Raw genomic sequence first — 13,330 nt, forward strand, 5'->3', positions numbered from 1 at the left:
CAGGCCAGGCCAGGCCAGTTATGCAACCCATATATTCCCTGCATAGGAAACCGGCGGAACAGCCCATCATCAATCATGGCGCTGGCACCGGCCAGATTCTCCTCCGCCGGCTGGAAAATAAAATAGAGGGTGCCGTTGAACCGGCGAGTGCGGCAAAGCGAGCGAGCGGCGCTTCGCTACTTCTCCCGATTTGATTTTACGGCAAGCGACGGCGGCTGCGGCAAAAATTTTATCGGTAATGATTGCTGCCTCCGCGCGTACCCGTTGAGCATAGCAGGGATAAGGCGGGAGATGATCCCGGAGGGAGACCCCCGCTGCGTCGGGGACGATAAAGTACCGACGCGAAGGGAGGGCTGCCATCCCTCCCCGGGGTAATCTCCACCCGTGCCACGATCCTAACGTATAAATAAGATAGTGTGTCCTGGCCAATTTCCGGTTTATTAAATTTTTTCATCATCAGCACAGAGGCCATCTAATTCTCTCCAAATCAAGAGTGGCGCCTGATTTATTCAAGAGCTTATACTTGCCGTTATGCATGCGGACGTCGATGGCAATCGTAGCTAACGCAGCGTCAGCGGGTATCGGAATGGACCATCGATTCGGCTGGTGCCATTAAAAGTGATAAGGTTTTAATTTGTCCAGCTTGGATAATTAATTGATATTACATAGAATAATATATTTATCATTTCTCATCTTTTGTTGTGATATATTTTTTGTTGTCGGTTTATACATCAAATAAATATAAAAAACGACTAAGTTAATATAATGAGATTTGCGGTTGACCAAAAAAATACTAAGATGTGAAGCGCGAATAAACATTATCCTGACTGTTAGGGGACGCTATTCTTGATAATCAGGCGAGATTAGTACTTATCGCTGATCCATTAACGTGAGTCGTTAAAGTAAGCGTTACGAAGCCGTCCTCTGCCGGAAGCGCTTGCCGCCTCAGCGGCGATAAGTGCGGCTGTCGACGTCGTCGCCCCTATCCGCGCCGAGGGACATTTTATCCACGCCGGGCGCCACGGCGGGCGATGCCGCTGGCAATCGCGCCAGCTGCGGCCAAAGCGCCATGATTAATGCAACAAGCATGCACAATTGCCGGTGGCTGACGCCGTCGCGCGCCTGCACCGCCATCCCTTGCAACGGGCAAGCCAGATATTTGGCCAACCGATCGGTATCGGTACTCGGGGGCAATTCACCTGACATTTGCCGCTCGCGATAAAAATCACGCAGCAGTTGTTCGGGCTGCATATTGTGGCTACGCAGCAGGGCGGCAATAGGCTGGGAATCGGCCGATAGGGCGGAAGAGGTGCAAATCAGGAAGCATCCTGGCGGTAAGCCTTCGCCGGTAAATTGGGCGACGCAAGCCGTAAGAAAGTCCTCGGTAGCGCCGGCGACGCGGCGGTGGGGGTTATCCAGACAGGGCTTCATTTTCCGAACAAAGCGCTGGAGATAACGTTCCATCCGTTCCATCGCCGCGCGAAAAAGCCCCTCCTTATTACCGAAAGCATGATATAGGGTCGGCGCTTTAGCACCGGTGGCGGCCACCAGATCATGCATCGATGTCGCCTCGAAGCCGTGCTGCCAGAATAAACGCAGGGCCACGTCCAGTGTGGCATCGGCATCAAAATGTTTCGGCCTGCCGCGTCCGCGAAGGGCGGTAACGGCCGTTTTGCTGCTCATGGTCTCCTCTCTGGGTTCATGACATTCATTAATATAATTAGTGATCATTACAAAAATTACAACCCCCTTTACGCCACAATGTTAACCCGATCGCTTCTCATAGCGGCCTTACAATGAATAAAAATTAATAATCATTAATAAAATACTTGATCGACGCACTCAACAAGGCTAGTTTTTAGTTATCGAACGTTAACTAAAACGCGTATACCACCCCTTTCAGTTACCAGAGAAGAGAGAATTTTATGAAAAACGTAACTTATGCCATTGCCGCTTTAATGCTCAGTACCTTGTCTTTTGCCGGCTTTGCCGCTCAATTAGTTCAGCAAGCTCCGGCCGACCAGCAGAAAGTGGGTGTGGTTTCGGCGACGGTAAATAACAGTAACCTGTCGTAGCTGCAGGCAGAATTGGCCGCGCAGGCCGATGCCAACGGCGCCAAATCTTACAAAATTACCTCCGCCTCCGGCGAGAATAATTTGCACGGCACCGCCGTTATTTATCAGTAACGAAATCGTCGGCCGGCGATTTCCCGCCGCCTAACGCCTGTATTCATTACCGACCCCGGCGGCAATCCTTGCCCCGGGGCCGTTTTGTTTTACGCCGTCGGCAGCCGTTTAACTATCGGCGCCGATTATCGCCGTCAGAACGACGGCGGACATTATCTGCGCACGCTGTTCAGCGCCAGCGGCGCCTATTATGGCAACGCGCTTGGACCTGATTATAACACGGCCCACGCCAGCCATTTTCATTTGGGTATGCGCGGTTTTGGTCTGTGTCGCTGACCGCCGGGGGTAAGGGGTTAGCGAAGGCTCAGCGGGCGGCGGCGCCATTGGCCCACTGTATATCGGTTCCGGCGCGGGTGCGCCGGTGACAATCACAACGCGGGAAATTCCCGCAGGTTAGGAAGAAAAAACTATGGCCCGTCGAACGCCTATTGAGCGCTACCGTAACATCGGCATCAGTGCCCACATCGATGCCGGTAAAACCACTACAACCGAACGTATTCTGTTCTATACCGGCGTAAGCCATAAAATTGGCGAGGTACACGACGGCGCCGCCACGATGGACTGGATGGAGCAGGAGCAGGAACGGGGAATTACCATTACCTCCGCCGCCACTACCGCTTATTGGAAAGGGATGGCCGGCGATTTGCCGGCATACCATATCAATATTATTGATACCCCTGGGCATGTGGATTTTACCATCGAGGTGGAGCGCTCCAGGCGGGTATTGGATGGCGCGGTGATGGTCTATGACGCCGTGGGCGGCGTACAGCCGCAATCGGAAACCGTATAGCGTCAGGCCAATAAATATCATGTTCCGCGCATCGCCTTCATCAATAAAATGGACCGCACCGGCGCGGACTTTTTCCGCGTGCACGATCAAATCAGCGAACGGCTTAAGGGTGTCGTGGTGCCGGTATAAATTCCGGTCGGAGCGGAGGAGCATTTCCAGGGCGTGGTGGATTTGGTGAAAATGAAGATGATCGTCTGGGACGAAACCAGCCTGGGGGTCAAATTCACCTATGACGCCATCCCGGCCGATCTGTTGCCGCTGGCCGAGACTTGGCATAACCGCATGGTGGAAGTCGCCGCCGAGGCCAATGAGGCGTTGCTGGAAAAATACCTTAACGGCGAGCCCCTAAGCGAGCAGGAGCTGAAAGCGGCGCTGCGGCAGCGGACGATCGCCAATGAGATCGTGCCGATGCTGTGCGGCAGCGCGTTTAAAAACAAAGGTGTACAGGCATTGCTGGATGCGGTAGTGGATTATTTGCCGTCGCCGGTGGATGTGCGTGCGATAATGACGAGGCGGACCACGAAGCGGTGCGTCACGCCAGCGACAGTGAGCCGTTTTCCGCGCTGGCGTTCAAAATCATGACCGATCCCTTTGTCGGGCAATTGATTTTCTTTCGCGTCTATTCCGGTGTCGCCAGTACCGGCGATACGATTTACAACCCGGTGAAAGGCAAAAAAGAGCGCCTTGGGCGGTTGCTGCAAATGCATACCAACGAACGCAAGGATATTAAAGAGGTGCGCGCCGGCGACATTGTCGCCACCGTCGGGATGAAGGATGTGACCACCGGCGATACGCTAAGCGATCCGGCGCAAGCTATTATCCTGGAACGCATGGTGTTCCCCGAGCCGGTCATTTCGCAGGCCATCGAGCCGAAAACGAAAGGCGACCAGGAAAAAAATGGGTATCGCCCTTAGTCGTCTGATGCAGGAGGATCCGTCGTTCCGCGTGCGTACCGATGAGGAATCCGGGCAAACGATTATTTCGGGCATGGGCGAGCTGCATTTGGAAATACTGATGGATCGCCTGCGTCGTGAATTTAATGTGGAGGTCGCGGTTGGGAAACCTCAGGTGGCTTACCGGGAAACCATTACCCAAAGCGTCGAGTCGGTGGAAGGCAAATTTGTCAAACAATCCGGCGGCCGGGGACAATATGGGCATGTGGTGTTGAATTTGACGCCGCAGCCTGCCGGTCAGGGCTATGCCTTTATCGTAAGCGTACGCCCAGCGCTGTCTGTTAATTCCCCATCAAGTTATTGAAGATGATGTCCATTRTTTTTTTAATKAGATTATATTTTTGTATCCCTACTTACACGTCATAATTTTCTGTTTCATAAGTGATTTTACGCTTTTTTCGTCAAAAATACACTGTTAAAAATAACTATTTTTCATTATAAATCAATATCTTGCATTGTTTTTTTTTGCGTTTTAACGCATAAAAGGCGGCAAAAAATGCTACAAAATTCGCCTTTCGGTAAGGGCCGCCGAAGCCCGGCGTAAGCCGGTAACGGTTCTCATAGAGACGCACCACCCCTCCCCCACTGCCAAGCCCTACGGCCTTTCAGCGAATATGATGTGTCAAAACCCCTGTAACCCCGGTGAGCGGTCAGAATGGCGCGTAGCGACGTTCTGAGCGTGATTTCCGGGGCGTTAGCGGATACGCAGCAGACGCTTACGGGGGTGATACCACTTTAGTTACAACAACAAATTATGCCAGTGGATAAAAAAGCTTAATGCGGTTTTAAGGGGCGAAGCTGATGCTTTCGCTGTAGCTGACGTTTTCTATCTGAGCGGCGCGGCGGAAGCCGCTGCAAGCGAAAGCATTTCTATTTACTCCCTTTTTGAAGGGCTTGTTTTGTTCAGAAATAACGTTCGGAGTTAATGTTGAATCGCTCGTCAAAGACGAAGTTAATGATTATATGCCGTAAACATGAGCGACAACGCGATTCGCGTTTGGTTAAAATGTGTTCATATTCGCTGTTTTTCTCGTGATACTTTCGGTAGCTCGGCTATTTTAACGAGACCATTGCGATAATTTTGCGTTTAATGCCAACAGGAACGCCGCGACGCGCGCGGTGAGGGAGTGAGGGAAGAAAGTCAAGCTACGCGCTATATCGGCACGCCGGCACGCTCCAGCAGCGCTTTGTAGTAGGCTTCCCGATCACGTTGTTGCAGGCCGGGGATCTCCTGCTTGAGACTGTTTTCCAACTGCATGACGCGAATGGGCGACACTGCGCTGCTAGTAGACCATTTGACGAAGGCCTGATAGTAAGGATTTTGGCGCTGTTGCTTTGCTTTGGCGATGTGTCGGATTTTTCGCTGTGCTTCGTCGAGCACCCAATCAATCCGACTACTGTTACCTTCCTGCTCGTTGAGCGCGGTTTCTATTTTACTCACTTTGACCGCTTTCTCTTGCTGCAAGTCCGGGCTGACAACCCAACGTTTGATTTGCTTGAGGCGATTGCGCAGAGAATGCCGGTCTTTTAAATCAATACCGATGCGCTCCACGCGCAGCAAGTGACGCTCATACTTTTGGCGCAGGCTTTCCGTCAGCCCCTTCCTGATAGCCCAGGAACGAAACTGCCCTAGCCACTGGCGAATTTCCTCGACCTGTATACCCCGGCTGGTAAAGAACTTTTCGGTGAGCCAGATACGCAGCGGTTTGTTCTGCCCGGAGTCGGTGTCTTTTCCACGTAAAATGACGACATAGGAAAGCTGCTCCATGACCGATAGAGCGTGAAGGGGGGAATCGTAAGCTTTGCGTCCATTCTCATACCGGTGGAGCATCCCCATTGAGGCGGCCACCTGTTCAAACGGCTGCATGATTTCAAACGGGTAATCACTGTCCGGGTTGTAATCACAGTTCGCCGACAAGACCAGTGAAAGGACATTCAGAGCTTCACAGCTTTCTGAACGGGCAGAAACCCGCATGGATTTAGGAGAAAATTCGGGATCATTCCGTTTGGTATAGGGGGTATAACCTTCCCGTCTTAATGCAATAAGCTCTGCGTTTCGGTGCCAGTCATGGCGACTCATTCGAGCAACCACTTTCGCGGCCGTACCGCGCGGTACGGTGCAATTCATCGCGGGTGTATAGCGCCGATGGATTTTCGATTTTCCCTTGCGCAATGCATTGGATTCCCCTCGGCGGGAACGACTGGGAAAGTCAGGTTTCTCCTGAATAGCAGCTTGAGTGCTCATACTTTCCAACGCCTATATTGCGCAAGAAGAGTACGCGCTGAGACTTGCAATACATGAAACATACTGCTATATTCTCCTTGCCAGAGGATTGTCCGAATGGTGTTTTGTTAGGCAATAAATCTTCTGGCAGTTTACTGTGAACCCCTGTTATTCTGTGATCTTCTTGGTCGTTGAGCGCAGATTGCGGGGTTTTCCTATTTTAGACTTCATCTTGTCGAATCCGCCTTACTCCTAGCGCTCTTTTCGGCAGCGCCATACCAATGATGGGTTAGAATCTAGCACTCGGGTACTGTCTAGTCAAGAATATCCTGAAACTCATTTTTGTTCATTGAAATATTTATCTTGGAACTCCACCATAGCTTCATAAACTGCATCCTGCAGGGTTAGTCCTTGTTTTTTACACTGTATTTTAAACTTCTCGGCAAACACATACGGCACAAAGGTTCTAATCAATTTGTGCGATTTTTGTTTGTTTGCATCCGACCGGCGGTTAAGCTCAGTTTTTGTAAGTGGATTACCTTTCCGGTACTCTCTCTTGGTTTTTGTTTCTTGCTGATCAGACATTGTACGAGTCGCCATAAAAACAGATCGAATTCATCATGTTAGACATCCTACGGAAGAATTTATGCACCGTAAACATCTTCCGCTTCTCTCACCACAGTCTCTGGCTGAAGAGTACCGCAGCGAGGAAAGAGCAGCCATATCCATGAGGCGGAATATCGTTCGATGCTCCAAAAAATCTCGGCCACTGTGAACGTTGGCTTAATCCTGTTTAAGGCCATCAAGTTCAACTTCAGACAGTCCGGTAGACATTTTGACAATAGCCCGATCAACTCCATTGGCTAGTAGCTGGCGAGCAATACTACGGGCTGATTCTTCACGCCCTTTTTGTTCACCAATCTGGATGCCTTCCATCCTTCCTTTCTGAATGCCTTTCGCTTCAAGCTGTTCTGCAATAGTCATAATATCCTCCCGGTAGCGCGGTGTCTGCTCGGCCAGAGCCAGAATAAACTTTTCCCCCTCAGCGGCATTGCCGGCCTCTGCCAGATAGGTGAGCAAAGCCCGAAACAGATCCTGTGGATACGTCCATTGTTCAAGCAACCCGGCAAGCTCCTTTACCAACTCTAGCATATCACGAGTGCGAATATGCTTCTGCACTAACTCCATCAATGCAACTCGTTGATGCGTTAAAATTTCCTCATCTGACATGACCGTGACGTCAATGAGCGGGAATGCTTGCATGTATACAGACTTTGCCATTTCCAGATCAGCAAAGCAATCCAGCCAATGGGTGCTATAGGGATAGGGCGAAGTGTTACCGTGGTAAAATAATAATGGTATTACTACTGGCAAACTCTCGTTACCCTTTTCAAGATACCGGTGCATCACAGCCACGCTGTATCGAAAAAGCCGAAACGCCATTAATTTTTCAGGGCGACTTTGGTGCTCTAGTAAGCAATAGATATATGCATCTCCTATCGTTGACTCTAGGGAGTAAAGCATATCAGAGCACTGGCTACGTAAATCCCCTTCAATAAATGATCCAGATTCCATTAATAATGTATTAAAATTAAGATTCTTTTTTATTTTTTCTGGTAAATGTATCTGCAAAAAGTCCTGAGCAATTTTAGAATTGCTAAGAAATTTCTTAAAAAAAGCATCATGATAAGATAGCTGTTTACCCAAATTTACCCCCTTACGCATACAATTATTACTCAATAGTTTACAAATCAATATAAAATGATGTGTATTAATACTTACTATTTTTTTACAGGGGGTCTCCCAGCCTTTGGACTGAACTTTCTAACATCAGAAACCAATTCCAACCGACTAGTAGAAGGCATATCTTCTAAAGCTTTAAGTGCAGCACGGACTATATCTGCTCTTGATGCACCACTCTCTGCCTGAAAAATCTCACATTTTTCCAAGTCTTCATCTGTAAGTGTAATATTAACTCGATGAACCATTGTTGCCGAGACTGGTTTTCTACTCGCATTACTAACAAATTGTCGTAAAGAAGCAGATGGAATATTAACTAGTTTTTCAGGTAGCTTAGCCATTCTCACCTCAATAATGTGTAATATTACACATCATATTATTTTTAGTTCTTTTACTAGCAATTCAATCTCTGCACGAGCTTTGTTCCTAGACTTATCATTGTACTCATGAACTCCCATGCCTGTGTTATACGCTGTTTTATAAGCTTTACGATAAAAAATACGTTGGCGAGGTACAGGTAACCAGTCAGGATCATCATTGAGCATTGATCTTAGAAAACTAGCTTCCGTATCTCGGGGATCTGTTGGACAACGATTAAGTATCAACCATGCGCTAAGCTTGGTATTAAGTGTCTGAGCCTCTTTTACATCAGCAACTAATTGCGCTAAAGTATTTATTTCTATCTGTGCTGTAGGATCAATAAACGATAATAAAACATCTGCACAACTTAGCCCCTTTCTAAATTCTGGCGATTTCTTTCCTGGTGAATCTAGGAAAACATAATCATAGGTATTATTTAATTTTCTCGCTTTATCTGCAATGCTTGTATAGGATTCAAAATAATCTATAGTTGATAATCCCAAGTTAATTCTTTCTGTGGCCCAGTCCTTTATGCTTCGTTGATCATCACATTCAAGAATAGCACATTTCTTACCTCTCTTATTCATTAAGTAGATAAGAATCATAATTAACATTGTCGATTTACCAACACCGCCCTTATGACTACCAAACATAAGAATCATACACACCCCCAAATGATGTGTATCATTACACACAAATAATGCGCAAGCAAGGGTTTTTCCTTTATTGATGTGTAATATTACACATCAATAAATGTTATTTAGAGAATACCTGCGATTGACTTAGCTAGCTGATCTTCCAGTACCGGCTTCGCTTCATCAAACTTCAGATTGACCTTGTTAGCACTGGAAACAACGCGAGTCTGATATTTATGCTGGTCCCCCATCCCTATAGTCGTCTGCACCTTACTTCCAGATGTTCCCTGTTTTAGTGTTGCCTTGTTAAACGTCTGCACCTTGGTACGGTTTCTTGTACGTTCAGCAATCTGCACATCAGTAACCATTGTGTAATTAACATCTTCAACAAGGGCGTCTGCGACAGTCCCTGCCAGTCCTGCTGCTAATCCAGCTCCTAAGACTGCACCTGTGGAACTGCTATTATAGCCGGCTATCCCCGCTCCTAGCGCCATTCCTGTCAAGCCGCCATTGCCAAAACCGCCCTGCAAGAAGCCCTGAGCATCTCTCAAGTCCATTTTATCAGCCTTAAGTATATTCGCCTGGATCCAGTAATGAGCCATACTTGGCATATTGACCACTTCATACCCCTTGACACGTAAGGCATTAGAAATCTTACCTTGCAAAGCACTCATATCCTTGTCAGAAGTATTTTTTATTTGCAGAAATACAGTGCGCTCACTGGACGGTTCAAGGAAAATAGTTTCACTCATCTGGGTTTTCACTTCCAGATTGCGTTTTTTAATCGCGGTATTCATGGCACCACAACCAGATAAAATCATTACAGCACTAACAATAAAAATAGAAAAAATATTTCTTACCTTCATAAATTCCCCCTATTGTAACAAACCACTATTGACTTATCTTTTAAACTGGCCTTCATATGTTCACAGATGATTTCAATAAATCCAAATAATCATCAGCGCCATCGACATTAAACTCAATCCACATCGGTAAATGATCACTCATGCGATACGTTCTCCATTCGTTGAAGCTTTTTCCTGATTTTATTTTTCTCTCTTGATCATATTGCGTTTTATCTTCATGCCGATAAACATATTCATAAAAATCAAAAACTCCCGCATTCCCTGTGGATTTTAACCTGACTAGCTTTTTATAATATGCAATTTGATCATAATGTTTGTTTTTTTCTACATTACTCCCAGGAATATTTTGTAATTCATCAGGAACCAAAAAACCACTTTTAGTTATCGCTGCCATGGTGCTGTCTGCACGATTAAATATATTAAAGTCTCCCAGTATTATTAAGTTATCTGGCTCCGGTTTTCTTCCTATCTGATACTGCGGAGAACAAGAAAGCTTACTGGCATTTTTGGCTAATGTTTTAGTAAGTTCCGTAATTTCATTCAATCGACGTGGCTCTACTGCCATGTTCTTACCGTAATAAATATGAACAGTAACCAACGTTAGATATGCCCATCCAGCCCTGAATCCCGCAATATAAGGTGAGCGCACCATCTGCATAGGTTCAGACGTTGTATTTTTTTTCCTAGGTAGCGTCAATTCAGCCGCCAAACCAGCAAAATTCACTTTCCTTTTATCATAAAGATAGGCCATTCTCTCTGCATTTCCCGCGACACCAAGCGTTACATCAGTCACCAAAAAATCCCACCAACTCCCCAAAATCCTTCGTAAATTTTGTAATGGATAAAGACTACCACGGACTTCTTGAATCGCAATAAGATCAAAATAATTTAATATCTCAGCTATATAATAATAACACTCATCAGATCGATATCCATACTTCCCATCATCAAAGTTTCTAATATTCCACGTTGCTAACAATAACGTATTTGTCGCAGTACGTGCTGGTATTTGTGAAGACAAGCCATATCTAAGCCTTTGAAGACCATCAATAGTCCTGCTTCGCATACTTGCATCTCTAATTTTTCTAATTCCAGCATAATATGACACGAAAATATCATCCTTGATATTGCTTGTATTTCAACCAGATTATAAAAATAAATTACTTTACACGATAACTTATTACAGTAAATTAGACTCTATTCACTTTTGCTCAATAGATTACTCCTTTCACGTTTTTTTAGTGCATGATTCCGTTGCTCTTCGGTCACTTCACCGTTTGCCTGGCCACGTAAATCGAATCGGGCACCGCCTTCACATAACGCGTCCTGATAAGCCTTTGTACGACTGTAGACCATGATCCCGGTTCGTATCTGCTTTCTGCTAATATCGAATCCCTTGCTGCTCGCTTCATGAATCATGTCATAAAGTATTCCTATTTTAAGCGGTTTGGGTGATGCCTCGTTGAAAGCCTCCGGCCACAACGCCATCAACGTCGCTATCGACGCTTGTCCTCGCCGCTGGTTTTTAGCGCCTCTCTTCGCTGCCTGCTTCGCTTTTGTCTGCGATTTCGGAGGCGCTTTAGCAGTTTCTCCCTCCTTGGATGAGGTTTTTACCACCGTTTGTTCAGATTCAAGATCAGTTTTTTTTACACTACTGGGCGGCACCAACATTGTTGGTTTACATTTAATACTCAGCGTAGAGCGTTTTTGCTTTGTCACTTAACATCCTTTCAGGCCTCTGGCACACCCATCACTCGCATTCCGGGAAAAACGGAGGCGCACTGTTTAACGACGAACATGACTCAAAGAAATCCATCATCGTCATGACTGAAATCATCAGCACCCCATTCGTTATTGGATAACGTATCATTCTGATCAAGAAAATGCCGGTCAGACACATGATTAAATGTCTCCAGATTACCAGCATCAAAATTCTGGCTCAGCAACGGATCGCTCCCTCCAACCATCGACGCGGTGGGATCATCAATAATATTAACGCTCTCTTCAGGGACGGAGTGGTGAAACATATTGGTTAACATATTGCCCAACACGACCCCACCCGCGACACCCGCCGCCGTCTGCAATGCACCAGACATGAAACTGCCTCCACGTGGCGCGTTGGAAGAGGGCGCAGAGCCCGTGTAGCCCGGTGACGGCGTTGGTACTTGCGGTTGTGGCGACGGCTGGGAACGACCACCACCAAACAACCCACTGAGAAAACCACCGCTTGCCGATTGCTGAGTCTCCCTCAACCGGGCAACGTCGTTTTGCAGCTGCTGAACCTGCTGGTTGAGACGGTTCAATGCCGCCTCCTGAATCAGCATCGACTGCGCCATATAGTAAGGCGCAGCGGGCTGTTGCTGAATAAAGCCCTGAATCAGCCGCTCCGCTTCCGCATCTCGCGGCCCCGCACGCTGTTCCGCCTGTTTCAGCCGTTGAAACAATCCATCTATCAAACGTTGCTCTTCTGATTGCATATCTTTATGCTTCCGTTATTTTAAACGATTAATCCCATTTAATTTAAAAATAAAACGGGGTATTTATTCAATTTCTTTTCTTGCCTGGACACGATGCCAGAAAAAAATAGCAACGCATAAAACGGAAAATACCCCATTTTTGATTAATGACCGCTTCGCTTCAATCAGAAGGGTTTTTGCCTCCTCCCCGGAGACAAAAAACACATCCGCAACGGATGATAATGTGGCATAAAACGTGCACATAAACGCGATAAGTACGATGACATTCGCCACCGAGTAATAAAATTGCCGACAGTTAATACGCTTTAACATCATATCTCCTATAGACCCCACGTCAGCGCCGCCAGTACCACCAGATGCCCGAGGTACGCCAGTGGAATAAAGTGTCTCACCAACAGGCGCTGCTCCGCCTGTGCGCCATATCGCAACGGCATGACGGCGCAAAGGCAGGCTGTCGCCAGCAACGGCGCAGCGAACATCATGGCCCGGTCATATCCGTGATTCATCATGGCGCTCATCAGGCACCACAGTCCCAGCCCGGCAAGGCGACGCGTCGGAGTACGGCCAATATACGCCAGATACGCCCCACCCAGCATCACCAGACCACTAAAATCATAGCTGGTTAATGACACCATCGCCCATACAATGAGCAGCAGAACGATTTTGACATAATTAACCTCACGCCGCGCCTGCACCCACAGAAAAATCTGCCCCGCGACCGCAAAGGCAAACAGGATATTGGCCTGCAAGCAGGCCAGTAACCGGTCGTCAAAATGCAGCGCCAGCGTATAGCCCGGTTGAGCCAGTACCGCCCAACCCCATAGCCGGTTAACCTGCCCTTGCGTTATCGCCGTATGGCGGGCCAGATTACGGCACCACACCAGCCCGAACAGGGGAAAGGCCCCTCGCCCCAGCCATTGCAGCCCGCCGATGTCCAGCTCAAAAGCACGGTTAATATGGTCTGCCAGCATCATCAGCAGCGCCAGGACTTTCAGTATATCCGTCTGCCGCGCGGAAAAGCGCAGTGTCCCGGTCAGCAGGCTATCCAGTCGCTGGACGCCTGACGGTAAACCGTATGCCAATCGCCTTCTCCCACTCT

General features: G+C 47.6%; 11 protein-coding genes and 4 pseudogenes. 3 read left to right on the plus strand and 12 right to left on the minus strand.

The genetic code is table 11. The annotated features are described in order from the left end of the window. Together ACMX3H_RS10750 and ACMX3H_RS10755 are read right to left on the minus strand one after the other, a co-directional pair. Positions 1–173 (minus strand): annotated as a pseudogene (locus tag ACMX3H_RS10750) (M20/M25/M40 family metallo-hydrolase); the annotation flags it as partial. A 772-nt stretch (positions 174–945) separates the two neighbouring features. Then, positions 946–1,683 carry a TetR/AcrR family transcriptional regulator gene (locus tag ACMX3H_RS10755; RefSeq protein ID WP_415210823.1) on the minus strand — a complete coding sequence of 246 codons (738 nt, stop codon included), beginning with the start codon at positions 1,681–1,683 and terminating at the stop codon, positions 946–948. 242 nt (positions 1,684–1,925) lie between these two features. Here ACMX3H_RS10755 and bhsA point away from each other — a divergent pair. The 3 pseudogenes from bhsA to fusA all read left to right on the plus strand — a co-directional run. Beyond that, positions 1,926–2,186: pseudogene (gene bhsA / locus ACMX3H_RS10760) on the plus strand (multiple stress resistance protein BhsA). Positions 2,187–2,279: 93 nt separating this feature from the next. Then, a pseudogene (locus tag ACMX3H_RS10765) lies at positions 2,280–2,462 on the plus strand (extensin family protein); the annotation flags it as partial. Between the two features lie 133 nt (positions 2,463–2,595). Further along, positions 2,596–4,197 (plus strand): annotated as a pseudogene (gene fusA / locus ACMX3H_RS10770) (elongation factor G); the annotation flags it as partial. A gap of 885 nt (positions 4,198–5,082) precedes the next feature. On the opposite strand, the gene ACMX3H_RS10775 reads toward fusA, so the two are convergent. From ACMX3H_RS10775 to traX, 10 genes are all read right to left on the minus strand, one after another. Further along, entirely contained in the window at positions 5,083–6,174 is a 1,092-nt protein-coding gene (locus ACMX3H_RS10775) for a Replication protein (RefSeq protein ID WP_415210824.1), read from the minus strand. Between the two features lie 315 nt (positions 6,175–6,489). Next, on the minus strand, positions 6,490–6,738 hold the full coding sequence (locus ACMX3H_RS10780) for a RepB family protein (RefSeq protein WP_415210825.1): 249 nt from the start codon (positions 6,736–6,738) through the stop codon (positions 6,490–6,492). A gap of 198 nt (positions 6,739–6,936) precedes the next feature. Continuing rightward, positions 6,937–7,860 (minus strand): Rpn family recombination-promoting nuclease/putative transposase, encoded by a 924-nt coding sequence (locus ACMX3H_RS10785; protein ID WP_415210826.1) that lies wholly within the window; start codon positions 7,858–7,860, stop codon positions 6,937–6,939. Positions 7,861–7,934: 74 nt separating this feature from the next. Continuing rightward, complete coding sequence (locus ACMX3H_RS10790) at positions 7,935–8,234, minus strand: hypothetical protein (RefSeq protein ID WP_345997996.1); 300 nt, start codon at positions 8,232–8,234, stop codon at positions 7,935–7,937. A gap of 30 nt (positions 8,235–8,264) precedes the next feature. Beyond that, entirely contained in the window at positions 8,265–8,921 is a 657-nt protein-coding gene (locus ACMX3H_RS10795) for a division plane positioning ATPase MipZ (protein ID WP_415210827.1), read from the minus strand. A 92-nt stretch (positions 8,922–9,013) separates the two neighbouring features. Beyond that, positions 9,014–9,754: a complement resistance protein TraT gene (traT, locus tag ACMX3H_RS10800; RefSeq protein ID WP_415210828.1), complete on the minus strand. Its 741-nt coding sequence runs from the start codon at positions 9,752–9,754 to the stop codon at positions 9,014–9,016. A gap of 52 nt (positions 9,755–9,806) precedes the next feature. After that, positions 9,807–10,862 (minus strand): endonuclease/exonuclease/phosphatase family protein, encoded by a 1,056-nt coding sequence (locus tag ACMX3H_RS10805; protein ID WP_415210829.1) that lies wholly within the window; start codon positions 10,860–10,862, stop codon positions 9,807–9,809. 89 nt (positions 10,863–10,951) lie between these two features. Continuing rightward, complete coding sequence (locus ACMX3H_RS10810) at positions 10,952–11,473, minus strand: ProQ/FINO family protein (RefSeq protein WP_415210830.1); 522 nt, start codon at positions 11,471–11,473, stop codon at positions 10,952–10,954. Between the two features lie 83 nt (positions 11,474–11,556). Continuing rightward, on the minus strand, positions 11,557–12,231 hold the full coding sequence (locus ACMX3H_RS10815) for a DUF2076 domain-containing protein (RefSeq protein ID WP_415210831.1): 675 nt from the start codon (positions 12,229–12,231) through the stop codon (positions 11,557–11,559). A gap of 320 nt (positions 12,232–12,551) precedes the next feature. Continuing rightward, positions 12,552–13,313, minus strand: coding sequence for a type-F conjugative transfer system pilin acetylase TraX (gene traX, locus ACMX3H_RS10820; RefSeq protein WP_415210832.1), 762 nt, complete (start codon positions 13,311–13,313; stop codon positions 12,552–12,554). Positions 13,314–13,330 lie beyond the last annotated feature (17 nt).

The sequence above is a fragment of the Sodalis sp. (in: enterobacteria) genome (assembly GCF_047607725.1).
In the GTDB taxonomy this organism is placed as follows: domain Bacteria; phylum Pseudomonadota; class Gammaproteobacteria; order Enterobacterales; family Enterobacteriaceae; genus JBLKSS01.